This window comes from uncultured Varibaculum sp. (assembly GCF_902489465.1).
Taxonomy (GTDB): domain Bacteria; phylum Actinomycetota; class Actinomycetes; order Actinomycetales; family Actinomycetaceae; genus Varibaculum.
The window spans coordinates 14865-41035 of the sequence record NZ_CABTZZ010000004.1; the positions used below are offsets into that span (position 1 = coordinate 14865).

Here is a 26171-nt window from a genome sequence, read left to right on the forward strand (position 1 = left end):
TCTATAAACATATCGCACCTGAAAGCCCCGGTGCCTAGCCAGTAAATAAGTAATATCGATGGTATGAAGCTAATCCACACCTCTGACTGGCACGTGGGACGCACGCTCTATGGGGAAGATTTATCTGCGGCTCATCGCCAGTTTTTTTCTTTCCTCACTCAACTGGTACGTGAGGAGAACGTCCAGGCAGTAATGGTAGCCGGAGATGTTTTTGATCGCGCTATTCCCTCGCTGGAATCTTTAGAGATTGTTTCCCAGGCGTTAGCGGAACTAACTAGGCTAACCGCAGTGATTTTGACTCCCGGCAACCATGATTCTGCGGAAAGACTGGGATTTTTAGCTCCGTACGTACACGGGAACCTATATTTGCGCACCGCTTTAGCAGATATTACCCGCCCAGTGGAAATCGCGGACTCCGGTGAAACCCTGCGGGTTTGGGGACTGCCCTATCTTAACCCAGATATGGTGCGTACCAGTCTTTATGACGGAGCGCCACCTGCGGAAGATCCCGAATCAACAGTAGATAATCCGGATGAAGATTCCCTTCCGCGCCTGCCACGTTCGCACGAGGCGGTAGTGGCGGCCGCCATGCGCCGGGTGGGGAAAGCACAACGCCGTCTTCCTCGCGTTGACCGCACTATGGTTATGGCACACGCTTTCGCAGTCGGCGGCGCGGCCAGTGATAGTGAACGGGACATCACCGTCGGGACTGTGCAATCGGTTCCCCTGCAAGTATTTGAACGCTACGGGCAAACCGATCCCGAATCAGCTTCCGATTTAGCGGCACCCGATTATCTCGCGTTGGGACATTTACATGTGCCACAAAAACTGCATACCGACCGATCTGCGGGACGCTATAGCGGGTCCCCGATTACTTTTTCTTTTTCGGAATGCCACACCCCAAAATCGGTGGTGCTGTTAGATACTGCTGCCCCGGATCTGAATCCCCAGCTAGTATCCACCCCGGTATTTCGACCGGTAGGCCGCATCAAAGATTCTTTTGAAAACCTGTTGACCAACCCCCGCTATGAAGACTTCACTCGCTATTGGTTGGAAATTACGGTTACTGACCCGGAGCGGCCAGCCCATCTGGTCACCAAATTAAAGCGGCGTTTTCCCAAAGCCCTAGCTATCTTACATGAAACTTCCCGGGCGAATTTGGAGGAACAACACCGCTCCCTCAGAGTTAATCGCTACCGTCCCGCCGCGCTGGCTAAAGATTTCTTTACGCAAGCACGAGCCGGAAAAGAGCTTACCGAAAGCGAAAGCCAACTGGTAGAAGAGATTTATGAGCAGGTGCGAGAGGAGAGTTAAATGCGGATTTTAAAACTCAGCTTCGAGGCCGTAGGCTCTTTTGGCGGTAAAGAAACGATTGATTTCACCAAACTGGGTACCGGCTCAGGTCTGTTTTTGATTCACGGCCCCACTGGTTCTGGAAAATCTACGATTCTGGATGCGATTGTTTTCGCCCTCTATAACGATGTGGCTTTGGAATCTAACTCCTCAAAAAGCCGTCTACGCTCCGATTATGCGGGTGATGACCAAATCAGTTGGGTACAGCTAGATTTTGAGGCTCGCGGACAGCTTTACCGGATTTGGCGCACCCCCAAATATGAGCGACCTAAACAACGCGGATCAGGGACAACCTCGCAACCAGCACAGGCAAGCCTGTGGCGCCTGAGCAGTGAGGATGCCGATCCGGGCGATGCGATCGCTTCACAACCGCGAACCGTAAATGAGGAGTTAGCTACCCGAATCCTGCCGCTAACTAAATCCCAGTTTTTGCAGACCGTGATTTTGCCACAGGGGGCTTTTTCTCGTTTCTTACGAGCGTCCTCAGATGAGCGCCAAGAAATTTTGCAACAAATTTTTGGCACCCAAATCTTTGAGCGGATGCAAAAAGAATTCATCGAGCGCGCCCGGCAGGCGGAAACTAGTGCTCAAGTAGGCTCGACAACTATTGTCAGCAAGCTAGAGATTTTCGCTGATAACTGGAATAAATTGGCGCAATCAGTGGGCAGTTCCCGCAGCGAATTAGATACCTTAGTCGATACCCTTTCGGCTTTGCCGCAAGTTTTAGACGAAGATTTAATCAAATCTTGGGAACCTTACTACCCGTTGCCAGCCGAGCACTCTTACCAATGGCTAAGCACCCAGAGCCAACAGGTAAAAACCGCAGGAGACCGGTACCGAGCAGCTTTAGAAAAAAAGGAAGCAGCAAAAATCCTCAGGGAGGACTTCCAAGAACTTACTCGCCTATTAGCGGAAGAAAAAGAGCTTCAGGAACGCCAGCAAGGCGTAGAAACTAATCGAAAACAAATCGCACTTCACGAGCGCGCAAAACTAGTGGATGCCGAAATCAAGGAACAACTCCGCTATCAAGAACACTTAGCCACCGCAAAGGCACGACTGGTAACAGCTCTACAGACTTCTCCCGCGCCTTTTAATACTTGCCCGATACCGACCTCAGAAACTTCCCTAGACAACCTAAGGGTAAAGGTAGCCAAGCAACAGGAAGACAATTCTAAAGAGCTGGGGTTACTGGCGCCCCTGATTGAACGGCAGAAAAAACTCCAGACCCTAGAAGATGCCGCCACCAATGCTCGCAAAGGCTATGTAGATCATTCCCGAGCTGCCGCCCAAGCTGCTAAAGAGTTCACGCTGTTAGCACCGCAGTTGCAGACGCTACGGATTCGGCAGCTGCGCCTAGAAAAAGAACAACTAGGTTTCGAGGACGCCCGGCAAAAACAGCTCCAGTTACGTCAGTACGAGGGGGAACGCCAGCATTTCTTGCAAGATTATAAACGCTTTCAAAGCGAGGTCAATAAACTTCCGGCATTAGATCAAGAGGTGGCGACCAGGCGGGCGGCCGCTGTCGAATATGAGCGCGATTTTTTCGTGGATTCGGCGATTCTTTTGGCTTCTCGCCTGGAAGCGGACACTCCCTGCCCGGTTTGTGGTTCTTCCTCACATCCTGATCCTGCCCTGGGGGACGCGAATAAGGAGCGGTCCCTCAGCGGGTTAACCACTCTAAAAGACCAGCTCACCGGGGCAGAGGCTACTTTACAAGAAAAAAAAGACCAGCTAAGAAAGGAACGTGACCGTTTGCGGGATGAAATCCAGCGGCTCCGGCAAAGCTGGCCCGGAAACGCACAAACAATTGACTCCCAAGTCGCCTACCTGCAGGCGCAAGCAAAAGAGCTAAAAGCTGTGCACCGGCAGTTAGCAGAGATGGAAAAACAGGCTCAGCAGTATCGGGATTTGGTACGAGCCTCGGTTAACGGTGCGAACCTAGAAAAAAATAAGTACGTTAACGCGCTGAACCAGATTCATGAAATAACCGCCGAAGTTACTGCTTCCGGGCAATCAAGCAACCTTTTGGCTCGACAACGCACCCTAAGTGAAGACCAAAATAAACTGGCGTTACTGGTAAAGAACCTGACCAGCACCAAAGAAGCCCTAGGCAACCTGTCGCAAGCGCGCCAACATTTAGAGAAAGCTTTACTTGGGGCGCGCTTCCCAGATGTTCAGGCGGCGCAAGCTGCCCTATTGGAAGCAGAGAAATACCAAGAAATAAAAACTGTCGTACAGACCTGGGATCAGGAATTTCAGACCAACCAGGTAAAGCTGAAGGCTGACCGGATGCAAAAACTGAGAGCCCCAGACTTTGTGCTGCCAGATTTAGGAGCCCTAACGGAAAAAGCCACTGCCCAGGCAGAAATTTTCCAACAGAAGCAGACAGAATTAGCGAAAGTTCAAGAGCAATTGCATGCGGTAGAGGCCGCGGTAAGTGACTTGCAAACCGATGCTGCCCATTATTTGGAATCGATCCAGGATTCTGCCACCCTAATCGCCTTCGCAAATCTAGCCAGAGGTGAAGAAGGTTCCGCGCTGCGCGCCCCCCTAGCTACCTGGGTACTCCTAGATCGTTTTGAAGAAGTTTTAAGTGCCGCTAATCCGCATTTAGGAAAAATTTCTGGAGGACGCTACCAGCTTTCCCGTAGCGACTCTGAATCTTCCCGGCGTCGTAACCAGGCATTATCCCTCGCTGTCACCGATAACTCTTCCGATAAAGTCCGTGAAATATCGGCGCTCTCGGGCGGAGAGCTGTTTTATTGTTCCCTCTCGTTAGCGCTGGGACTTGCCGAAGTGGTAACTGCGGAAGCTGGAGGAATAGAGATCTCGTCAATGTTTATTGACGAGGGTTTTGGTACTTTGGATACCAGTAAACGCGAATTAGTAATGGAGGCGCTAAGAAATACTTCCGCTTCTGGGCGAACCGTGGGGTTAATTAGTCACGTGGACACGTTACGCGGTGAAATCGCGGATCAGATTCAGGTTATCTCCGCAAAAGAAAAAGGATCTACCTTAAAAATTATCGGCAACTAGCCGGCGCGGGAAGAACTGCGATAGCGCCGGAAGATTAGGAAGTAACCCAAATTGCTGCTACTGCCGGTTTACCCAAGGTAATCTCTTTTCCTGCTACCTTTAGGCGCATTATTCCAGCTTCCGGAATATTCTCTAAAGGTAGCAGCTGGCAACCGGGAACTACCCCTACCGATTCTAAGAAGCGCAACAATTCGGCCTGGCTATCTTTAATGCGGGCAACTGTTACCGGGTTATTTAAGGGAGCTTGCCCTAGCGGCACCATCGAAACTTTAGGTAAGAGCCCATCACTGGAGGGAATGGGATCTCCATGGGGATCCACCTGAGGACTGCCCAGCGCCCGCTCCATGGCCGCGATTAATTTATCGGAGGCGACGTGTTCTAGTTCTTCTGCTTCCGCGTGGACTTGATCCCAGGGATACCCCAGTTTCTGGTGCAGATAAGTTTCGAGGATACGATGTTTTCGCACCATCTTTAAAGCTAATTTTTCCCCCTTTTCTGTAAGGGTAATCCCCCGGTAGGGAACGTGAGTGATCAGCCCCAACTTGTCTAAACGGCGCACATTTTCAGAGGCAGTAGAGGGGGCTACCCCCATTTTTTGAGCCAGCCCTGATACTGACAGGGCGCTTCCTCCCCATTCGGTAGCTCCTAAAAGACGCTTTAAATAGTCCTGCACTACCCGCGAGGTTACTGCCTCGTCCCCGGTCTGCTCGGAATTTGATTTCCTGTCCATCGTTTTAAACCTTAGGTTACAGACGGAAAATCTGCAGACCAAATACCGCGAATAACACCGCAACAATTACCACTATGCAAAGCAGAGCACCTAACCACCAATACCCTACTAATATGCGGCGCGCACCCTTTAGCGGGCGAGTAGGACTAGCCACTGTTCTCACCCAGAGCGCGAAGGACAGCCAGGCGAGAAAAATAGTTGCCATCCAGGTTAAGAAGCAGTAGGGACACAGGGAACGCAGCTGAAATATCGAGGTCGCCAGGAAGAACAGCACCGCTCCCAAGCCGGCACTGGTTCCTAAAACCAAAATCATCAGTCCCCATTTAGGCAATCGTCCTCCACACAGCAGGTAGATTCCCGCTACGGTGAGCACTGCAAACAGTACCATCCCGAAAATGGAATTGGGGATCCCGAAGAGAAGATGCCCGGCCGCAGAATCCATGGCTCCCCGACAATCCAGCACATTATTTATCGAACAACCTAGTCCTCGTTCTGGCTGGGAGCGGTGAATTATTTCGGTTCGCCATAATTGCCAAGAAGCTACCAGTCCTAACAGTGAAAATACCAGAACTTCCAGGCTGGACAGGCGAGGAATTCGCCCGGCGCGCATAGCCGGGGACGGAGAAAGAGGATCGGAGTTAAATGCCAGTTCATTTGCAGATAGCGATGCAGTGTGCTCGGCCATTAATCCTCCTACGCTAAATCTGGTCAATAATCTAGCATATCGATGAACTGTAAAACGGGTGAGGCCGCTCGCGCGACCTCACCCGCATCCTGACTAAATAGGGGTTACTATTTTGCTTCCCGCATCCGCAGTGGCACATAGTCCCGCTGTGGCTCGCCTTGGTATACCTGGCGCGGACGCCCGATACGGGTCATAGGATCATGCAGCATTTCTATATATTGGGAAATCCAACCCGGCAGACGCCCAAGCGCAAATAGCGGGGTAAACATCTTGGTGGGGAAGCCCATAGCGGAATAAATTAGACCAGTATAAAAGTCAACGTTCGGATAGAGTTTACGTTCAATGAAGTAATCATCTGAGAGGGCAACTTCTTCCAGTTCCATCGCTAAATCAAACAGATCATTGTTTTTACCCATCCGATCCAGAACGTTATGTGCCTGTTCCCGCACGATTGCTGCCCGGGGATCATAATTTTTATAGACACGGTGGCCAAAGCCCATCAGCTTTACGCCCTTTTCTTTGTTCTTTACTTTCTCCACGAATTCGGGAATAGAAAGATGGTTGTCGCGAATATTGATTAACATCCGCAACACGGCCTCGTTCGCACCACCATGGAGCGGTCCAGAAAGAGCCCCCACTCCGGCAGCAACCGAGGCATACATATTGGCATTAGAAGAACCGACCAACCGCACGGTGGAAGTGGAACAGTTCTGTTCGTGATCGGCATGCAAAATAAAGAGTACTTCTAGCGCTCTGATAATCGCCGGATCAATATCGTAGGACTGATACGGTAAACCAAAGGTCAAGCGAATGAAGTCCTCTACATAGGAACGCTCATTATCGGGATACAGTAATGGCAGACCCGCCGCCCGCTTAGCGATATACGAGATCATAGTCGGCACTTTTGCCAGCAACTGCACGGCTTGAATATCCTGCAGCTCCGGATCATGTACATCCGCGAAGGTTTCTTCGTAATAGGTAGCCATCCCGGCAATGCCACCTTGCAAAATCGCCATCGGGTGCCCATCAGAGGGGAAGGCAGTAAAGAATGCCCGAAAATCTTCATGCAGCAAGCGTTGACGTTTTACTCGACGTACGAACTCGTCTAGTTGCGAAGGCGTGGGTAGTTCCCCCCTGATCAGCAAATAGGCAACTTCCAGGAAACTGGAGTGATGTGCCAGCTGGTCAATCGGGTAGCCCCGGTAACGTAAAACTCCTTTACCACCGTCAATGAAAGTAACTTTCGAGGTACAGGAAGCAGTAGTGGAAAAGCCCGGGTCAAGCGCCACTAGCCCGGTTTGATTACGCAGCTTGGAAACATCGATGCCTTGATCACCACAGGTTGCTTGTACGGGTGGGAACTCGATGGTTTTACCTCCCACCTCCAACACTCCCGGTAGCCGACCGGAGTCATTGGATTCTGGGGTGTTATTTTGATTTCCTGCCATTTTAATAACCTTCCCTAAAAGGGAGACTTATCGCCTTCCCACTATCATTCTATAGGACTTAATACCCTTAAGAATACAACCTTTTTTAAAGACTTTACCATTTTTAGGCAAATTTCACTAAACGTTTGGCAGTCTCCTGAATGTCGTTATCGCTAACGCAAAGCGCCACTCGCACATGAGATCCTGGCCGCGCGTTGTAAAAACTCTCCGGGGCTACTATCAGCCCCAGATGCGCCATACGATCTAGCAAACGCCAATCTGCCCCGCTACCGGGAGCCCGCAACTCAGCATTTTCATCGGCCTTGTCCGCGGGATCAAAAACCCACAGGTAAAGCCCGGCCTCGCACTCCTCAGCAACTTTAAGACCCGCTTGTTCGAGCGCCGCCGCCAACACTTTGCGCCGGCGCCCGTAGCGTTCCACTTGTTCCTTAACCTGTGAGCGTTCCGATAATACCTGCGTTAATGCGGTCTGTACCGGAGAGGGCATTATCTGTCCGCAGTGTTTTCGCACCGCTAGCAGCGCTGAAATCAAAGCCCGATCCCCCGCCACAAAAGCCGCCCGGTAACCGGCCAGATTTGATTCCTTTGACACCGAATAAACCAATAGCAGATTCTCGCTGCTGGCTCCACAGATGTCTTCTTGCAGCAGCGAGGGCGCCGGCCCTTCTCCCCGGTAGGTCAATTCGCTATAGCACTCATCGCTAGCTACCACGGCGCCTACTTCGCGTGCCCAAGAAACAACTTCCCGCAGCCAGTTCTTTTTCGCCACCCAACCGGTAGGATTCGCGGGAGTATTTATCCACACTAACGAGGCGTCGCGTGGCCAAGTGGAAATATCACGGGAAACCGCGATCCCTTGGGCACCGGCAAGTCGGGCACAAATATCGTAAGTAGGGTAAGCAATTTCGGGGAATAAGACCTTGTCTCCCCGACCTATTCCCAATTGCCAGCCAAGAGAAGCAATAAGTTCTTTAGACCCGACCGTCGGCAGACATGAGTCCTCATTTATGCAATTGATTCCCCGCCCGCGCGCCCAGCCAACAATGGCACGCCGCAGCTGGATACTGCCGGCAACTGCAGGATAACCCGGACTATCCGCACCGGCCTGCAGCGCTGCTTTCGCGCTAGCTGGACAATCATCAATCGGGGTTCCGATAGATAAATCTATGGCTCCCCCCGGGAAAGCGGCGGCAGTTCCCCGGTAGGGGGTTAATAAATCCCAGGGAAAAACTGGCAGGTTTAGCGAACGCGGCAAATCACTGTTCTTCATGCATTCACCCTATGACAGCTGCCTGGGCTCCACCCGCCATGTCCACAGGTAAAAACAAAAACCGCAAGGTGGCGCAGGAAACTATTATTCCTCGCGGGCAGGTAGCTTCTCGATCATAGGATCGTCATAGCCAGTGGCACCCACACTGGAGGCTCCTCCCGGAGACCCCAAGCCCTTAAGTTCGAAAAAGTCTACGTTAGCGCGATAGTAATCTGCCCATTCTTCCGGCAAGTCATCTTCGTAGAAAATGGCTTCAACCGGACATACCGGTTCGCAAGCACCACAGTCTACACATTCTTCAGGGTGAATATAAAGCGAGCGTTTACCCTCGTAAATACAATCTACGGGACACTCATCGACGCAGGCTTTATCCTTAACATCTACGCAGGGTTCAGCGATTACGTAAGTCATATATTCTCCTTAGGTTCCGATATTGCTAGTATCTCACTATGAAGTTTGTGGGCAATCAGAAACCGCCACCGCGCCTACCTTGGCTATCTTGGAAAGTAGGCGAACGGGTAGTTTTGCGCCGGAGAGAAGCAGACGGACTCTATGATGCCCTCGGGGAAGTTTTGAACGTAAGCCCTGATAGCGTCACTATTCTAACCCGAAAAGGGCCGGTGACAGTGCCGGCAGAAAAAATGGTTACCGGGAAAAGGGTTCCTCCCCCACCAAAAATCTAGCCGCCCCGAATGACTTAAAAATCACCTATTCACCGCGTTCTTGACGGCGTCTGCGGGAGGCAATTTTGAAACGATCCTGCGCACTTAATACCACTTTGCGAATCCGGATCTCTTCGGGGGTAACTTCCACGCATTCGTCCTCGGCCGCAAATTCCAAAGATTCCTCCAAGGTAAGTACCCGCGGAGGTACCAATCCTTCGAAAGCATCGGCAGTAGAAGAACGCATATTGGTTTGCTTCTTTTCGCGAGTGATATTGACATCCATATCCTCCCCGCGCGGGTTTTCTGCCACTACTTGTCCCTCATAGACTTCGCTGCCAGGTTGAATAATAAAGCTTCCTCGTTCTTGCAGCTGAATCAGGGCATAGGGGGTGGATTTTCCGGCACGATCTGACACCAAAGAACCGCTTTGGCGACGGGTAATTGTGCCTTGCCAAGGGGCATAACCGTCAGCAATAGAAGAAGCAATCCCCGAGCCGCGAGTCTCGGTTAGGAACTTAGAACGGAAAGAAATAAGACCGCGAGCCGGTACCCGGAAAATCAGGCGCACCCAACCGGTACCATGATTCGACATGGTCTGCAGTTTTCCTTTACGCGCCGCCATTAGTTCGGTGACTTTACCTAGGTAATCTTCGGGAACATCGATAGTCATTTGCTCCATCGGCTCATAGGTTTTCCCGTCAATCTCTTTGGTTACCACCTGAGGTTTACCGGCAGTTAGCTCGAATCCTTCCCGGCGCATCTGCTCAATCAAAATTGCTAACGCCAGTTCTCCCCGCCCTTGTACTTCCCAGGCGTCCGGGCGTTCGGTGGGCAGTACTTTCAAGGACACGTTCCCGATGAGTTCGCGATCTAGGCGATCTTTAACTTGCCGCGCCGTGAGTTTGTGCCCTTTAACCCGGCCTGCCAGCGGAGAAGTGTTGGTACCGATAGTCATCGAGATAGCCGGGTCATCTACTTTTATCAGCGGTAGAGGCTGAGGATTATCTAGATCCACCAAGGATTCCCCAATGGTGATTTCTGGAATGCCCGCGACCGCCACAATGTCTCCGGCATGGGCTTCCTCAACACTTTTACGTTCCAAACCAAAAGTGGCTAGCAGCTCAGTTAGCTTCACATCGGTTATTGAGCCGTCATGGCGTGCCCAACCTACGTGTTCTCCTTGCCGCAAAGTACCGTTGTGAATCCGCAGCAAAGCTAGGCGTCCTAGGAAGGGCGAAGAATCCAAGTTAGTCACATGCGCAGCCAAGGGAGCATCAGGGTCGTATTCCGGTCCAGGAATCCGGTTAATAATGGCGTCGAACAGATCGTGAAGGTCGCTTCCTGGCAGTTCCCCGCGAGCCGGTTTTTCCCAGGAGCAACATCCTGCTTTTGCTGAACAATAAAGCACCGGAACATCCAGCAAGGAATCCAAATCTACTTCTTCGCCCTCGTCAACCAGGTCTTGTGCTAAGGCCAATAGCAGGTCAACGGTCTCAGTTTCAACTTCTTGTATCCGAGAATCTGGGCGGTCAACCTTATTAATTACCACGATCACCGGTAGGCGAGCAGCCAACGCTTTGCGCAGTACAAATCGGGTTTGCGGCAGGGGCCCTTCGGCCGCATCTACCAGCAGCACTACCCCATCAACCATCGAGAGGGCGCGCTCTACTTCTCCCCCGAAATCAGCGTGCCCAGGGGTGTCGATCACGTTAATGGTGATCCCTTCACTGACTCCCACATTTTGCGCAGCTTTACCCGCATAATGGACGGCGGTGTTTTTCGCCAGGATAGTGATCCCTTTTTCCCGTTCCAAATCGCCAGAATCCATCACCCGTTCGCCAGTTTTTTCTACGCTCGCATGGTCACCGAAGGCGCCCGATTCCCAGAGCATTTTGTCTACTAAGGTAGTTTTTCCGTGGTCTACGTGGGCAACGATTGCCACATTTCGTAAATTCTGGCGAACCTTCATCCGCGCCTCCTTATTCGTTTCCGAACGCTAACTCGGGCATGAAAAAACCGGCGGGATTAGGGTCGCAACGCCGGAACTTCTTTAAATATACCCCTGAGGCCGCTACCAGTACTAATGAGCGTCGTTTAGCTCACTGTTTTCGGGATCCGCCTGCCCGGTTTGCCCCTCTATGGGCTTCCCGACTAGATCCTTCGCATCCGTTTTAGGAGTTTGCGCAGCAGCTACCTTCGGCCTGCTTGAGCCAGTGGCGGGATCCTGTTCGTTTACCTGTGTCTGCTGAGCCCGTAGTTGCTTGCGAGCCTGGGGACTCAGGCGCACCCCGAAACGCGGACGCTCATCAAGGCGAGATCCGAACTGGGTAGGGCCATCATCGACGTGGCTAGGGGCATCTGGTTCCACTACTGCCGCTTGGAAGCGGGAATCATCCAGGAGGTGACGCCGGGCAATATAGTAATCGGCAGCGGTCATTAGTACGTGCTCTTGTCCGATAAGAGAGGAGGCATAGGCGATCGGATACCCGGCATCTGAAGAGCGAAACGCCCAGGCAACTAGACGCTCAATTGCGGTCAGAAGCGCGAAAGCTGCAATCACTAGGGGCGCAAAAATCGCCCAGGAAGGTTTCCAAAGCACAAATAATAGTGCAAAGAAAATTCCCATCATCAGGCCGCGAGAAAACCCAGCGAGGAGCGCCTTCGGCCAGGTAACAATCCCAACTACTTGATTGGAACGAGTTAGCCCGCGTTCTTGTACCAGAAGTTGCTGCACTGGGAAATCTTTGGTTTTTAAGTAATTAATGGCTTCTTCTACGTCTTCTTTCGACGAAAAGATCGCTAAATCCTGCCCCTGGGAAGCTGCGGTTACCGTACGATTTAGAGGAAAAGCCATAGCCTAAGTGTCTATTGAGGATCGACACAATGCAAAACTAATGCCCGTAATGCCCGTAAATTTTGCCGCCGGCGAATCTAGCTACCCCGCTTGACCTGCTAACAAACGAGTAGTTTCCGCTAAAGAGATTACTCAATTTGGCTAAAGTCTTGCCCGCTGGAATCTTCAAGTAGAGTTAGAGATATGGAGCACGCCAAGCATTCAATCAAACCCATCGGTTCCCGCGTTTTCATTGGCAAACTGGCAGGAACTCGCGTATTTGACCCGGTAGGAGATGAAATCGGTAGGGTAACCGATGTAATTATTGTTTTGCGTTTTACCGGCCTACCCACGGTGGTGGGTTTGGTGGTCGAAGTGGCCGGGCACCGGAGGGTGTTCGTTCCGGTAACCCGGATAGTGGCGATCCAACCTGGGCAAGTTATCACCACGGGATTGGTTAATATTCGTCAGTTCCAACAGCGGGTAGCAGAGACCATGGTAATGGGTGAACTAATGGATCGGGTCTTGGCTATGCGAGATGGTTCTGGAGACGTGAAAATCCAGGACATGTGTATGGAACAGGACGATCGCCGTGACTGGTATATCACCAAACTCTATGTGCAACGAGTAACTTCTGCACTGGCTCTTAGTCGCGGAGAAACCATGCTAATTGACCCCTCAGAAGTATCTCACCTGCGTAAATCAGTACTCCCCCAGGAGGCAACCACCCTATTAGCTCAGTTGGAGGACGCCAAAGCCGCCGATGTGGCAGATGTCCTGGCTGATCTCCCTGAAGAGCGACGCTTAGAGGTGGCCGCACAGTTGGGAGATGACCGATTAGCTGACGTGCTAGAAGAGCTAGGTCAAGAAGATCGAGTCTCTATCCTCACCTCTCTAGATGTGGCGCGAGCCGCCGATATTTTGGATGTGATGCAACCTGACGATGCCACCGACTTGGTCAATGAACTGCCCGAAAAACAGGCGCAGATTTTATTGGCAGAAATGGAACCCGAAGAGGCGGCGGATGTGCGGCGCCTAATGGCTTATGGGGAACGTACCGCCGGGGGCTTGATGACCACCACTCCCGTGATTTTGCCCCCTGATGCGGATGTAGCCACATTATTAGCCCACGTGCGGCGCAAAGATATTCCCCCGGCGCTGGCCGCAATAGTATGCGTGTGCCGTCCCCCCACCGAGACTCCGACCGGCCGTTTCTTGGGGGCAGTCCATATCCAAAAAGCCCTACGCGAGCCACCACAAACCTTGGTGGGCCAGATCCTAGATGACGATCTTAAGGGAGTGGATCCATCTGCCGGTATCGGCACCGTGACCAGGCTGCTTGCTACCTATAACCTAACCGCGGTTCCAGTAGTTGATAAGAATCGCCATCTTTTAGGGGCAGTCAGTGTCGATGACGTCCTCGATCACCTCCTACCTGAAGATTGGCGCGATGCGGACGAAGACGAAACCGATTTAGCTATGGAAAGAGAAAGGATCGAAGATGGCGGACAGGCTTGACACTCCCCGCGAAAGGAAACGTCGTTTTCGGATCCCGCGTATCAATTTACAGTCCGAGGGCGTCGGACAAGTTTCCGAGTCTTTCGCTCGCTTCCAAGGAACCCCGCAGTTCCTGGTCTACCTGACGGTTTTCGTAGTTTTGTGGCTAGCTTGGAACTCCTGGGCTCCAGAGGCCTGGCGTTTTGACAGTGCATCCCTGGGATTTACTGCCCTGACTCTCATGCTTTCCCTGCAGGCTTCTTATGCTTCTCCCCTGATCTTGTTGGCTCAAAACCGGCAAGATGACCGCGATCGAGTCTCTGCGGAACAAGACCGCCGCCGCGCGGAAAAGAATCATGCCGAAATCGAATACCTCACCCGGGAGATCGCTTCTCTACGCCTATCAATGTCGGAAGTGGCAACCCGAGATTTTGTGCGCGGCGAACTTCGCGACCTTTTAGATGAGCTCAAAGAAGAGGAATCCCAGAGGCAACGGCGCGAAACCCAGGAATAATCACTTTTTTAACCGGTAAAGCCGAACACCAAGAACCTCTCCTGAGCCGTTCAGACATACCCAAAGAGTCCTTTGAGGCGAGCCTGCAGCGGTATCGCCATTAGCTTAGCTAAAAGTGAGGTATTGGCTTGCGCCATATAGGATGGAGGGCATGAGTCAGTTAAACGAAGACGCGATTAGGCAGGCACTCAGTCGGGTAATCGATCCCGAACTAGGACGGTCAATTACCGACCTAGATATGGTGCGCGAAATTTCGATTGGCGAGGACGGCGCGGTCAAAGTCAGTGTTGACTTGACTATCGCAGGTTGTCCCCTGCAGTCGGTAATTGAAAAAGATGTCCAAGAGGAAGTTTCTAAAGTTCCCGGCGTAAGTGCGGTGACAGTAGAAATGGGGGTCATGGATGAGGGACAGCGAGCCGCGCTGAAAGAAAAGCTTTCGGGGCCACAAAATGTGATTCCCTTTACCCAACCCGATAATCTGACCCGAGTCTACGCGATTACTTCTGGTAAAGGCGGAGTCGGTAAATCTTCGATGACTGCCAACTTGGCTTTAGCTCTGGCCACCCAAGGCCTCAAAGTTGGGGTGCTAGATGCTGATATTTATGGTTTTTCAATTCCTAGAATGCTAGGGGTCGCGGAAGAACCTACGGTGATTGACGGCATGATTGTTCCCCCGGTTGCCGGCGGAGTAAAAGTGATTTCTATCGGAATGTTCGTTCCGGACGGTCAGCCGGTAGTTTGGCGCGGCCCGATGCTGCACCGCGCCCTCCAACAGTTTTTAGCGGATGTTTACTGGGGCGACCTGGATGTACTACTACTGGATCTGCCGCCGGGAACCGGCGATGTCGCTATTTCGATTTCCCAGTTGCTGCCGGGTTCAGAAATCCTGGTGGTAACTACCCCACAGGTGGCGGCGGCAGAAGTTGCCGAGCGCGCCGGAGTTATCGGAGCGCAAACCGAACAGCGAGTCATCGGGGTAATCGAAAACATGTCATATCTTCCGCAAGAAGATGGCAGCAAACTGCATTTATTCGGTACCGGCGGCGGAGACATGGTGGCCGGACGCCTCAGCGCTCAACTGGGATACGAAGTGCCCGTTTTGGCGAACGTCCCCCTAGATATCGCTTTGCGGGAAGGATCTGACCAAGGAACTCCGGTAGTAGCTATGCATCCTGATTCCCCGGCCTCCCAAGCTATTAACCAGGTCGCCAAGGCCCTGGCTAAGCGTACCCGTTCACTTGCCGGACGAAACCTGGGTGTTAAACCCCTGTAAGTCACGGAGCTGGTTACGTAAACTGGTTGCAAGCGTAAATCCGCTAGCGAGGAAGTCGTAATGAATAACAACAAAGCTTTAAGTTGGGACTGGACTGAGTCTCAGGTGGTTGAGGACGAAATCACCGCGGCGGCTCGAACTGCCGCGGTGGAAATGGGGGCTACCCCGGTTTCTCCTGCCACCGGAGCTGCTTTGCGGATGCTATCGGCTGCCTGTGGCGCAAAAGCTGTTTTCGAAATTGGTACCGGGGCGGGAGTCTCGGGTTTATATCTGCTGGCTGGAATGTCTGAGAACGGAGTACTTACCACCATTGATTCCGAATCAGAGTTCCAGCAAGCAGCCCGCACCGCTTTCCGACTCGCCACCCAGAAATCAAATCGTACCCGTCTCATCAATGGTCACGCCCTGGAAGTATTACCCCGCATGGCAGGAGCCGCCTACGACTTGGTGGTGATTGATGCAGACGTCCGGGAAATTTCTGGCTATGTTGAACAAGCAACTCGGATTCTACGTCCCGGCGGTATGGTGGCAATCGTGCACGCCCTCTGGATGGATCAGGTAGGAGACCCGGCGCGCCGCGAAATGGAAACTACCCAAATGCGGCAAGCCGTTAGTGCGTTACTGAACGATGAACGTTTCATTGCCAATGTGCTCACCTGTGGTGATGGTCTAGCTGTGGGGGTTTATTGCCCACCTGAGTAGGCTGGCGGGCTTTCTCCCCTTTGAGGGAACGTTTTAGGTAAGCGCTGCCCGGCCACTACTAGCAGTTTTTTCTTTTATTGCAGTGGCGGGCTACCGAATGTTTCGGTGGTGTTAACTAAGGGTTCAACTGCTTACTGGTATGCTTCGCGAGTGAGAAGTTTTAAAAAAGATGGCGTGTACCGCCGCGGTCCCATCCAAATGAGTAACGCCCTTATGCCTACCGAGACATCGGAGCAGCGGCTACTTAGTCCCCAAAAGGATACTGACTGGCTCCACAATGACACTTGGCGAGTACTGAGAATTCAGAGCGAATTTATCGAGGGATTCGGAGCCTTGGCGGAACTAGGGCCAGCTATTTCAGTTTTCGGTTCCGCCCGCACGTCGCCTGACGCCCCAGAATATGCTTTGGGGGAAGAAACTGGCCGACTCCTAGCTCAGTCGGGCTGGGCAGTGATTACCGGCGGCGGACCGGGACAAATGGAGGCCACTTGCAAAGGCTGCACCGAGGCCGGAGGCATTGCGGTGGGACTAGGAATCGAGCTACCGCACGAGCAAGTTTTCAACGATTGGGTTTCACTGGGGATTTATTTCCGCTACTTTTTCGCTCGCAAAACCATGTTCGTGAAATACGCGCAAGGGTTTATGGTTTTACCGGGGGGATTCGGTACTTTAGATGAGCTATTCGAAGCCGTTACCTTAGCGGAAACTGGAAAAATCCAATCGTTCCCCATCGTGCTGGTAGGACGCAGCTATTGGAGTGGTCTACTTGCTTGGATAAAAGAGCAGGCAATCGGGTTGGGAATGATTACGGAGGAGGAATTCGCGTCCATACAGCTGGTAGATACCCCCGCCGAAGCTCTAGAGATTATCGGTAAAGCTCCCGAAGACCTGTAATTCTGCTCCCTAGCGTCCACTTTTACTACTAGCTTCCCTGGCCTGCCCTAACCGGGATCACCAAGGCGTAGCCGAGGTGCAAGGCGGGTAAAAGTCTTCATCTGCTATAATTAGCTAGGTAATCGCTGTTTCAGCCGTTTTTATTTAGCTCTCTGGGGGTTAGCATGGCCGCAATGAAACCACGAACCGGAGATGGTCCGTTAGAAGTAGCCGAGGACGGAGTTCGCACCGAAGCCGGCCGGGAAGTCGTGTTACGTCTACCTGCTTTAGGGGGCGGACGCCTCGTGATCGAGATGAGTAAACAGGAAGTTATCGATCTAGCGGTAGCTATTCACGAGCTCTACCCTGACGAAGTCTAGCTCGCCCTCCCACCCAGTAAACCGCAGGTTCGTGGCTGGCACCCTGCCCCGGTTACTTAGGTTACTTACCGCTGCCTCAAAACCCCTAGAGTTTCAGGGTTCCTTGGCGGAATTCTTCCTCGATAATCTGCGAGTTGTTCTTTACCTCATTAGGGACAGTAGAGCCGTACTCATAAAACGGAGTTAGTCCTACCCATCCGTTCCGGTAGGTTCCGACGATCTGCGTAGAGTTTGCCGCAAATCTGTCTTTACGTGCCTCTTCAATCAGAGAAATCATTGCCTCAGACAGATTGGGAACAATTGAAGTCAAAACCGGAGGCTGCCTTCCCGGCAGTCTAGAATAAGTTTCATGTCCATCAGTTAGATACCAAATTGCAGTTATATTTTCTACCGAATCGATTATCTGTCCACTGGCAGTAGACGCGCTGACACTAGGCGTAGGAGAACTCTCCGAGGGGGTAGAGCTAGGGCTTTCTCCCTCGGTAGGTTTTGCGGTTTGCCTACTAGCTTCTTCCGCCGCCTGCTCAGCTTGTTCTTTATCTGCATTCGCTTTAATAATGGCTTCTAAACCAGCGGGATTTTGCGCACCCTCCGCGAAAAATATTACATCCGCACCCTGTTTTATTAACGCCTCCGTCTGGGATTTTATTCTCGCTTTATTCGCTTTTCCTCCCAGATAGAAGCGGTTTCCCCCGGGGATAACTTTAACTTTTAGAGATTTCCCATTTTCCTGTTCCTGTTCTGAGTTGTAGCGAGCAACTCCTTGGGAAAATGCGGAAATCAGGGTGCTATTAATCTGGTTTTTCTCTCCGGCAACTACTGCCACTTTTCCACTTGCGGAAGTACCTGCCGCGATAAACCCAGCTACATAGGCAGGTTGGCTCAAATCGTAGGTAATGATGGCCAAGTTTTCGCGAGTCGCCTGGGCGGTAGTCCCGGGAGGAAGCAGCAGCGCAAAATGGCGCGCCCGATGATATTTTGCCTGTTCCGTTAGAGGCTGGACAAAGGCTTCTCCTACCCCGATAATCAACGAGCAGTTGGCAGAAATATCGCGAGCAATAGCCTTTTCAATCTCCTTTGGCGAATCGAGACTAGTGCGGCGTGAAGCTACCCCTAAACGTTTTTTACCATCCTCTAGCGCAGTTATGGCCTTATCAATAATGGAACCAGTTCCCCCCTCACCTAAAGTAAGCAGGCAGGTACGAAAATCTGCCGCATTAATGTAACCAGCTGGTGCCACATTGGTTCCGGCGCAAGCAGATAGGCTCAAAGATACTGCCAACGCTGCCCCTAGCTGGCGCCATAGTTTCACTGCAGTTCCCCCTGTCCTGCCACCACGTCCCCTAGCTCTTGCGCATATTGGGCAGTAGTAACCAGGGTTACATCTGCGCGGCGAATTACTACCGCGTTAGGTATTCCCAACACCACCAGCTTTTCTTTACCATCATGATCAATAAAAGCTCCCGGGCTGGCCTGCAACTGAGTTTCGCCGCTACCGCGAACAACGGAGTTTTCGGGGGTATCACCAGCAATAGTTAGGCGCAAAGAAGCGAAATCACCCACATCGGACCAACCGAAGTTGTCGGCAGCGACTACCGCTACCCCACCCTCGCTGGCTACTGGTTCTGCGATGGCAGTGTCTATGGGATAGGAAGGCAGTGATTCCCAAAGCTCAGTAAATTCGGCAGTCCCCGGGTTCACTCGCACCATTTCTTGGATCGTTTCATAATAATGGGGATGCAAACTATTAAGGTGTGACAGGAATACCTCGGTGTTAAATACGAACATTCCGGCGTTCCAAAAATAACCTCTCGCCGCTAGATAACTCGCGGCTTGAGATCGTGAAGGTTTTTCTTTAAACCTTTTTACGTCAAAGACTTGCGGCTGGCTATTGTCCGGGCTTAATACCCTATCGGAAGCGAGGATATAACCATAAGCAGTGGCAGGATAGCTAGGAGCTATCCCTATAGTTACGATTTTCCCTTCCCTTGCCGCCTTAACCGCAGCCGATACGGCGTTGCGGAAGACGGCAACATTTTTTATCGCGTGGTCAGCGGCAAAAGACCCGGCAATCACCGCTCCATATTTTTCTTGTAGCGTGGCCGCCGCCCAAGCGATCGCACCGAGAGAGTTTTTTCGACTGGGCTCTTCCAGGATCCGGTATTGTTCTTTCGCACTCGCTGTAAGCCGTGCATTCAGATTTTGGGAGGCAACGGTCTCGGCATGGTTGGTGCCGGTTACTACCGTTAGCGACGATGCCAGGGGCGAAAGTCGGTCAACGGTGGCTTGCAAGAGAGTGCGCCCTTCCCCCAGTAAATCGAGTAAAAACTTAGGTTTACCAACTCGTGAAACCGGCCAAAGACGACTTCCAGGACCTCCGGCAGGAATAATTACATGTAGGCTCATAATTTAAAACTATCGCGCATAGTCCGAGTGAAGATTAGGCTCGACTAGGGCTGGCAAATATCCACCATTACTTGCGCCTCGGTGAGGCTCTCCGCTATTCCGCTAGGTGGGGCACTAACCGATATTACTCGTGAAAGCTGTTTTAAGGGACAAACTACTCCTAGCGCCGACCTTCGCCATGCTGGGGTTGGCACCATAATGGTGGCGAACTCGCTGTTTTCGATTAGCACTTTTTCCAGCATTGCTTTATCTAGATTATTGCAGCTAAGACCAGTTTGAGCATCAATACCTTCGGCTTCAATAAATACGGAATGAAAATGAAAATTGTAGGCGGTAATCACGCTAGGAGAACCTAAGGTTTCATGATCTACCGGTTGTCCCCCGAAAAAAACAATCTCAGAGTGAGCTTTACCGTTGTCTCGCTGCACCTGTTGGGCTGCATCAAGAATCCGCATCGCGGGCAGATAATTGGTAGCCACTGTCAAAGACGAGAAGATTTCACTTTCGCTAATTATTTTAGCGAGGCAACGACCGCTTCCACCTGCACCAATAAAAAGCTTAGAGCCCGGGCGAATAGTTTCAGCCGCCGCTTCAGCCAGTATCTTTTCTTCGTCGCTAGAAGCAGCAGCGCTGGCTGAAGCAGGCAAGCTTTCGCTTTCCAAACGAACCGCCCCTCCATGAACGCGCTCTAATTTCCCTTGATTTGCGAGCAGACTAATATCTCTGCGCACGGTCATTTCCGATACGCCCAGCTCGGTTACCAGATCGGTAACCCGCACTGATCCGTTACTATTTACTTGCCGTAAGATTTCGTCGTGCCGCTGATGCGCTAGCATGGCTCTCTCCGCTGATAGAGGAAACTTTCCTCTAGATTATCCTATTTTGTTGCTATTTGTCTTTTTCTTCGCGCGCTTTTGTTCGTTTGAATGAATGCGACTAACCTCAGCAAAACCGCTAGATTGAGAGTATGAGAAGTATTAGTAACTCCCCCGGGCTTTCCGTTCGCGACCGCCACCCAGAGCAATTTTCACCTAGTTTTACCGAGGTGAAAGCTGAATCCGGTTTTATAGATAAAGCCAAACTATTTGTTTCCTGGTTACAACGTCTGCGGATTATGCGTTCTCTTACGCGTTACGGTAATGGTCGCGGCGCGCTACTGGCTGGAGGTATCGCGTATTCTGCGATCTTTTCTCTCGCTGCTGCCCTAACTATTGGAATCACCGTGCTGCTAGGAGTACTGGGGCGCAGTCCCCAGCTACAAGATGCGGTATTTTCCTCCCTCGCATCTTCCCTTCCTGGAGTACTGGAATGGAAAGGATCCTCTGGGATTGTTGATCCCTCCGATCTGGTAATTTCCACCTCTTTTTCCATAACCGGAATCGTGGCGGTCGTGGTATTAGTTTTTTCCGCGACTTCGGTGATGCGCGCCATGAAGTCTTCCATTCGCGCCATGTTTGGAATTGATCAGGTGCCTTCTGGGGTGGCAAGCGAAAAGCTACGCGACTTACTAGGCTTTGTGGCTATTGCCTTGGGAGTGGGGACAACCGGGATTTTAACCTTGGCGCATACGGTTATCGGCACTCAAGTATTTTCGGCAATCGGACTAGAATCTACACTCGCCTCCATGATGATCAGGATCGGTTCTTTTCTAATTAGTGCCGCTATCGATGGGTTGATCCTTTGGATCTTGATTCGTTTCGTGGCACTAGTTAGAGCACCAAAAACTGATCTTTGGTGGGGGCTAGCAGGCTTTGGGATAGTAGCTTCTTTGATAAGGTCTCTGGGAACCTCAGCAGTAGGCTCAGTTGATAACCCGCTGCTAGCTTCTTTTGCCGCCATTGCCACCCTGTTGCTGTGGATTAACTTGCTTTCCCGAGTGATGCTGATTTCTTGCGCTTTTATCGCCAATCCTCCTAAAGCTCTCAGAGTTAGCGAAGCTGAGGACGTACACGCTACTGAACGCCCCAACTACGTATCCTTATCGGAGCCGCTAACTTTGGATTGGGCACATCATCGGCTCAGCGGAGCCGTGGATCTTGACGTTCCCGCCGACACTTCTTTACCGGATCATTTAGCACTGGGGCAAGCACCGCTGTGGCGGTCTCGTCTGGTAACCCAAAGCGGAAAACCCTGGCGGGGGAAAGTAAGCGCCCTGATTGATCAGATGATCGCGCGGCATGAAAAACGGATCGCTTTCCTGCGCTCTCTAAAAGATGGGCGCCGGGATCCCCATTAGTATCTCGCCCCTAACGTGCTAGGTATGTTTAGGCTTTTAGAACCCAAATAAGATAGGCAGCTAGCTAACTAGCGCGTAGGAAGTTAGAGATCGCCCACTGTCCGGTTCTCCATATGGTGTATCACCGAAGAACGCAATCCACCATCAACACCAAGCATCACGCCGCCCAGCAGGGAAAGCTTTGAGAAACGTTTCTTACCTGCTAGACCGATTAGGCCAGCGCCAATTAAGCCCACCCCTACTGCCATTTGAGCAACATTTGCCACTTTCATCAAAGTGGGGTGCTCTATTTCCAGCTTCCGTAGGATACCGAAAGGAGTTTTCGCGTCCTCGTCAGAATGCAATATCCGCATATCTACGCTGTGCCCCATGGCACGAGCCCAGCCAGGTTCATGGAAGATTTCAATCCCGGGCACATCCTCTAACTCAAGTCGTCCATAGAGGAAAGCGGCGGCCTCAGCTGGTAGCCCCATAACTTCAATCGCCCGCACCATTCCATCTTGACCGGCAATTTTGAAAGTCTGCGCTAATTGGTGAGCGTCACACCCGGCGGTTTCAGCAATCCGGTTGGGCGAGGAGGAGTGTCCAAGGTATTCACGGATCTGTTCTTCCAGTGCCGGATCGGGATTCTCTACTGCTCCGGGAACCACCTGGGTTTGTAGTAACCAGGAGTGAATTGCCAGTTTCTCTGGGTCGGCAACTTCATCGGAAGTAACTGCCACCACCCGCTGATCATGGGCAGAAACGTACAGTCCCACCGCGGGAATCCGGGAGATCAAAGAACCTTCTACAATATCCGCGCGAATCGTTTCATAGCACAGAGCAATCCGGCCTTCCGGAAGGGTCACACACCCCAGGGTTTTCCCTTCCGCAGCCGCGCAAAACGGAACTGAAGAAACCGGCATCGAAGAAATCTCGACTACTCGCACTGGTTGCTCCCTATCACCTGACCGGGAGGGAAGAGGCATATCGGAAGGTAGTTTATTGGCATGATATTCCCCGATGGAAACGTCGGCAGCAAACTTTTCTGCCAGTAGTTCTACCACTTCCGGGAGCGCTGCCCCCACCCGCAGCGGTTCATCTGCCTCATCTAAAGATGCCAGGCCGTCAGCCTGGTTACGGAGCACATTTACTCCCAGCAAATGCGGGGTATCGGGAAACCAATCTGCCTCGGCAACGATATTTTGTTCCCTAAAGAACTGGCACACCGCCCTGGGGTCGAGCTTGGCAGCCACCATCGCGCCCTCTTGAACATTCCAGGTAACTACCGGGTCAGCATTGGTATCTACACTGGGCAAGCTGTCATTGCTCATGATTTCTCCTTTACGGTTACTCTTTCCTCCAGATTAACCTTTGAGGACAGCTTTTTCAGCCGTTACAGGACGCAGAATTGCAAATTTTTCTCTTATCGAAATAGTGACTTAGTTCTCAACTTCTAAGATTGGCTTGCTATTGGCGGTCAGCCCCAGGTTATCTTGGGGGCATGACACGTCGAATGTTCAGCTGACCCGCACGGTCAGCTCTTCTCAGTCCGCTCCTAGGCGGCGACGCGTTTGCCCGTGCAAAGAAAGTCCCTTTGGACTGCCTTGCCGGGCTTTTTGTTTATCCAAAGTGGACTATTGGCAAACGTTTCAAAAACCCAAATCTACTGAAAAGGATAAATAAAAATGACTAAGCAAAACTGGGGTTTCAATACTCGCCAGATTCACGCCGGATACCGTCCCGATAAAGAAACCGGATCTCCGGTGCCTCCGCTGTACCAAACCAACGGATACGTGTTTAAGGACGCGAAACAGGGTGCGGATCGCTTCGCCTTAAAAGAACCCGGCCCCATCTACACTCGTCTAAATAACCCCACTAATGAGGTTTTCGAGCAGCGAGTTAACTCCCTAGAAGGCGGAGTGGGAGGCCTGTCTACCTCCTCGGGAGCCGCCGCGATTGCGCTGACTATTTTGACGATAGCCCAGGCAGGAGACAATATTGTGGCTTCTCCCTCGCTATATGGAGGAACCCTGGCGTTCTTGGCGAATAACCTGCCCCGCTACGGCATCACCACCACTTTTGTTACCGACCCTACCGACGGTGCACAGTGGGAAACAGCAACCAATGAACGCACTATTGCGTTCTTCGCCGAAACTATTCCTAACCCCAAAAATGATTTCTTGGATATTGAGAGCGTAGCCGAGGTTGCAAAACGGGTAGGAGTACCTTTCATTGTGGATAACACGGTAGCCACCCCCTATCTGACCCGTCCCCTAGAGTGGGGCGCCGATATTGTGGTGCATTCGGCCTCGAAATACCTGTGCGGACATGGGAACTCTATCCAAGGGGTAATCGTTGATGGCGGCTCTTTCGATTGGGGAGCTGATCCAGAGCGTTTCCCCCAGTTTAACCAGCCGGATCCGTCCTATCATGGCTTGGTTTATAAAGACCTCGGTGAGGCCGCGTTTATTACTAAAGCCCGGGTGCAGGGGCTGCGCGACTTTGGATTTGCGGCCAGTCCCTTTAACTCTTTCCTAGTAAATATCGGGATTGAAACCTTGTCACTGCGGGTACAGCGCCATGTGGAGAACGCTCAAAAAGTAGCAGAGTTCTTAGAGGCACACCCGCTGGTAGCATCGGTTAACTATTCGGGGCTTACCTCTTCCCCCACCCATGATTTACAACAAAAATACGCGCCTAAAGGTGCGGGGGCAGTGCTAGCTTTTGACCTTAAAGGGAACCGCGCCGCTGGGGAGGCCTTCGTGGATGCTTTGCAGCTACTAACTAACGTGGCGAACCTGGGGGATCTACGTTCCCAGGTTATCCACCCCGCTTCCACCACCCATTCGCAGGCTAATGAACAAGAGTTGGCGGCGGCTGGTATCAGCCAATCCACGATCCGAGTCTCAGTCGGTCTAGAGGACGTAGCAGACATTATCACTGATCTGGAAGCCGGATTCGCGGCGATTAAGAAATAAGTGGCGCTTGTGCTTTAGGAATAAAAGACAGGAATCCGGTATTAGCTGAGAGGAACCTCAATGTCTACAGCGTTAAAAGAAAAAACCACCGGCAGGACAAAAACCGAAATTTTTAATCCCCGCGGGCAATATCCGGGTACTAACTGGGCAAATAATCCCGCCTGGCTGCCTGGTGACGATCCTGGTAACCGCCGCTTCGTTTCCCTTGGGGAATTACCTTTAGAAAGCGGAGGCAGCCTGACTGGGGGTTACCTGGCATATGAAACTTGGGGAAAGCTAAACGCCGATGCCTCTAATGCGATTTTGATTGAACACGCTCTGACCGGTGATTCTCATGTGATCGGATTGCAAAGCCCGGCACACCCCACTGCCGGCTGGTGGGAGCGGGTAGTAGGGCCAGGCAAACCGATTGATACTGACCGTTACTTTGTGGTGGCTCCTAACTGCCTGGGCGGATGTCAAGGGTCTACCGGCCCTGCCTGGCCGGCGCCTGACGGATTACCTTGGGGCTCTCGTTTCCCCGAAATCACTACCCGCGACCAGGTGCGGGCAGAAAACAAGCTACGCAAACAGCTAGGAATACTGTCGTGGGCACTGGTGGTAGGCCCGTCTGCGGGAGGATTTCGTGCCCTCGAGTGGGCGTGCCTCTATCCGCAGCGAGTGCGGGCATTGGCGCTGATCGCAACGGCCGCAGCGACCAGCGCCGACCAGACCGGTTGGGCACATATGCAAGTAAATGCCCAAGAGTTAGACCCCAGTTTTGCCGGCGGAGACTATTACCTATCAGCCGATAAAGAAGCAGGTAACCCGGGTATGGCGTTGGCGAGGCAAATCGCGCACGCCACCTATCGCACTTCCGGCGAGTTAAACACTCGTTTTGGGCATAGCCCCCAAAAAGGCGAAAATCCCCTGGCAGGAGGACGCTACGCCGTGGAATCCTACCTGGATTATCACGGGAAAAAATTGACGCGGCGTTTTGATCCCGGTTCCTATCGGGCGCTAACTCGCGCGATGATCACTCACGATATCGGTCGCGGGCGCGGCGGTACCCGCCGCGTCGTCGGCTCCATTTCCGCCCTCACCCTAGTGATTGGAGTAGATTCTGACCGCCTATTCCCGGTAACAGAATGCGCGGAACTAGCGCGCCAAATCCCCGGAGCGAGGTACCGGCAAGTAACCTCGTCGTCTGGTCATGACGGTTTCTTGGTGGAAACTCGCCAGGTAGAAGAAATCCTGGCCGACTTCGTTGCTGGCTTATAGTTCCCGCTTACCCCCTCCACGGAGCGATTAAACCAGTTAAAGCGGGTAGG

General features: G+C 52.1%; 23 protein-coding genes. 12 read left to right on the top strand and 11 right to left on the bottom strand.

Annotated features, from left to right (window positions below; genetic code table 11):
- The first annotated feature begins 63 nt into the window (after nucleotides 1–63).
- Entirely contained in the window at nucleotides 64–1314 is a 1251-nt protein-coding gene (locus RDM26_RS01275) for an exonuclease SbcCD subunit D C-terminal domain-containing protein (RefSeq protein ID WP_307737259.1), read from the top strand.
- Nucleotides 1315–4389, top strand: a complete 3075-nt coding sequence (locus tag RDM26_RS01280; RefSeq protein WP_307737260.1) for an AAA family ATPase — start codon at nucleotides 1315–1317, stop codon at nucleotides 4387–4389.
- 34 nt (nucleotides 4390–4423) lie between these two features.
- Here RDM26_RS01280 and RDM26_RS01285 read toward each other — a convergent pair whose 3' ends face one another.
- The 5 genes from RDM26_RS01285 to fdxA all read right to left on the bottom strand — a co-directional run bounded on the left by RDM26_RS01285 (nucleotide 4424) and on the right by fdxA (nucleotide 8933).
- On the bottom strand, nucleotides 4424–5119 hold the full coding sequence (locus tag RDM26_RS01285) for an iron dependent repressor, metal binding and dimerization domain protein (protein ID WP_307737261.1): 696 nt from the start codon (nucleotides 5117–5119) through the stop codon (nucleotides 4424–4426).
- Between the two features lie 16 nt (nucleotides 5120–5135).
- Nucleotides 5136–5804 carry a vitamin K epoxide reductase family protein gene (locus RDM26_RS01290; protein WP_307737262.1) on the bottom strand — a complete coding sequence of 223 codons (669 nt, stop codon included), beginning with the start codon at nucleotides 5802–5804 and terminating at the stop codon, nucleotides 5136–5138.
- Between the two features lie 107 nt (nucleotides 5805–5911).
- Nucleotides 5912–7252, bottom strand: coding sequence for a citrate synthase (locus RDM26_RS01295; protein ID WP_307737263.1), 1341 nt, complete (start codon nucleotides 7250–7252; stop codon nucleotides 5912–5914).
- A gap of 103 nt (nucleotides 7253–7355) precedes the next feature.
- Entirely contained in the window at nucleotides 7356–8522 is a 1167-nt protein-coding gene (gene dapC, locus RDM26_RS01300; protein WP_307737264.1) for a succinyldiaminopimelate transaminase, read from the bottom strand.
- Nucleotides 8523–8606: 84 nt separating this feature from the next.
- The gene (gene fdxA / locus RDM26_RS01305; protein WP_024058741.1) at nucleotides 8607–8933 is read right to left on the bottom strand and encodes a ferredoxin; all 327 of its coding nucleotides are present in this window, start codon (nucleotides 8931–8933) and stop codon (nucleotides 8607–8609) included.
- A 47-nt stretch (nucleotides 8934–8980) separates the two neighbouring features.
- Between fdxA and RDM26_RS01310 the strand changes: the two genes are divergently transcribed.
- Nucleotides 8981–9205: a hypothetical protein gene (locus RDM26_RS01310; protein ID WP_307737265.1), complete on the top strand. Its 225-nt coding sequence runs from the start codon at nucleotides 8981–8983 to the stop codon at nucleotides 9203–9205.
- 25 nt (nucleotides 9206–9230) lie between these two features.
- Here RDM26_RS01310 and typA read toward each other — a convergent pair whose 3' ends face one another.
- Both typA and RDM26_RS01320 read right to left on the bottom strand, forming a co-directional pair.
- On the bottom strand, nucleotides 9231–11156 hold the full coding sequence (gene typA, locus RDM26_RS01315) for a translational GTPase TypA (protein WP_307737266.1): 1926 nt from the start codon (nucleotides 11154–11156) through the stop codon (nucleotides 9231–9233).
- Nucleotides 11157–11267: 111 nt separating this feature from the next.
- Nucleotides 11268–12041, bottom strand: coding sequence for a general stress protein (locus RDM26_RS01320; RefSeq protein WP_307737267.1), 774 nt, complete (start codon nucleotides 12039–12041; stop codon nucleotides 11268–11270).
- Between the two features lie 183 nt (nucleotides 12042–12224).
- On the opposite strand from RDM26_RS01320, the gene RDM26_RS01325 reads away from it, so the two are divergent.
- The 6 genes from RDM26_RS01325 to RDM26_RS01350 all read left to right on the top strand — a co-directional run bounded on the left by RDM26_RS01325 (nucleotide 12225) and on the right by RDM26_RS01350 (nucleotide 17259).
- Nucleotides 12225–13538 (top strand): magnesium transporter MgtE N-terminal domain-containing protein, encoded by a 1314-nt coding sequence (locus RDM26_RS01325; protein ID WP_307737268.1) that lies wholly within the window; start codon nucleotides 12225–12227, stop codon nucleotides 13536–13538.
- Entirely contained in the window at nucleotides 13522–14031 is a 510-nt protein-coding gene (locus RDM26_RS01330) for a DUF1003 domain-containing protein (protein WP_307737269.1), read from the top strand. Before RDM26_RS01325 ends, RDM26_RS01330 begins: the two co-directional genes overlap by 17 nt.
- A gap of 151 nt (nucleotides 14032–14182) precedes the next feature.
- Nucleotides 14183–15304 carry a P-loop NTPase gene (locus RDM26_RS01335; RefSeq protein WP_307737270.1) on the top strand — a complete coding sequence of 374 codons (1122 nt, stop codon included), beginning with the start codon at nucleotides 14183–14185 and terminating at the stop codon, nucleotides 15302–15304.
- Nucleotides 15305–15364: 60 nt separating this feature from the next.
- On the top strand, nucleotides 15365–16006 hold the full coding sequence (locus RDM26_RS01340; protein WP_307737271.1) for a class I SAM-dependent methyltransferase: 642 nt from the start codon (nucleotides 15365–15367) through the stop codon (nucleotides 16004–16006).
- A gap of 198 nt (nucleotides 16007–16204) precedes the next feature.
- Complete coding sequence (locus RDM26_RS01345) at nucleotides 16205–16900, top strand: TIGR00730 family Rossman fold protein (RefSeq protein WP_307737312.1); 696 nt, start codon at nucleotides 16205–16207, stop codon at nucleotides 16898–16900.
- Between the two features lie 164 nt (nucleotides 16901–17064).
- On the top strand, nucleotides 17065–17259 hold the full coding sequence (locus RDM26_RS01350) for a DUF3117 domain-containing protein (protein ID WP_022865121.1): 195 nt from the start codon (nucleotides 17065–17067) through the stop codon (nucleotides 17257–17259).
- An 85-nt stretch (nucleotides 17260–17344) separates the two neighbouring features.
- Here the strand turns inward: RDM26_RS01350 and RDM26_RS01355 are convergent, their stop codons facing one another.
- Genes RDM26_RS01355 through RDM26_RS01365 form a run of 3 tightly spaced genes read right to left on the bottom strand, consistent with a single transcriptional unit; the run spans nucleotide 17345 to nucleotide 20501 of the window.
- A complete protein-coding gene (locus tag RDM26_RS01355) occupies nucleotides 17345–18571 on the bottom strand; it encodes a BMP family ABC transporter substrate-binding protein (RefSeq protein ID WP_307737272.1) in 1227 nt (408 codons plus the stop codon).
- Entirely contained in the window at nucleotides 18568–19665 is a 1098-nt protein-coding gene (locus tag RDM26_RS01360) for a sugar phosphate nucleotidyltransferase (protein WP_307737273.1), read from the bottom strand. Before RDM26_RS01360 ends, RDM26_RS01355 begins: the two co-directional genes overlap by 4 nt.
- A gap of 44 nt (nucleotides 19666–19709) precedes the next feature.
- Nucleotides 19710–20501: a DeoR family transcriptional regulator gene (locus RDM26_RS01365; protein WP_307737274.1), complete on the bottom strand. Its 792-nt coding sequence runs from the start codon at nucleotides 20499–20501 to the stop codon at nucleotides 19710–19712.
- 131 nt (nucleotides 20502–20632) lie between these two features.
- On the opposite strand from RDM26_RS01365, the gene RDM26_RS01370 reads away from it, so the two are divergent.
- Complete coding sequence (locus RDM26_RS01370) at nucleotides 20633–21901, top strand: YhjD/YihY/BrkB family envelope integrity protein (protein WP_307737275.1); 1269 nt, start codon at nucleotides 20633–20635, stop codon at nucleotides 21899–21901.
- Between the two features lie 83 nt (nucleotides 21902–21984).
- Here the strand turns inward: RDM26_RS01370 and RDM26_RS01375 are convergent, their stop codons facing one another.
- Nucleotides 21985–23214 (bottom strand): hypothetical protein, encoded by a 1230-nt coding sequence (locus RDM26_RS01375; protein ID WP_307737276.1) that lies wholly within the window; start codon nucleotides 23212–23214, stop codon nucleotides 21985–21987.
- Between the two features lie 354 nt (nucleotides 23215–23568).
- Here RDM26_RS01375 and RDM26_RS01380 point away from each other — a divergent pair, with 354 nt between their 5' ends.
- The gene (locus tag RDM26_RS01380; RefSeq protein WP_307737277.1) at nucleotides 23569–24861 is read left to right on the top strand and encodes a PLP-dependent transferase; all 1293 of its coding nucleotides are present in this window, start codon (nucleotides 23569–23571) and stop codon (nucleotides 24859–24861) included.
- 60 nt (nucleotides 24862–24921) lie between these two features.
- Entirely contained in the window at nucleotides 24922–26121 is a 1200-nt protein-coding gene (locus RDM26_RS01385) for a homoserine O-acetyltransferase (protein ID WP_307737278.1), read from the top strand.
- Nucleotides 26122–26171 lie beyond the last annotated feature (50 nt).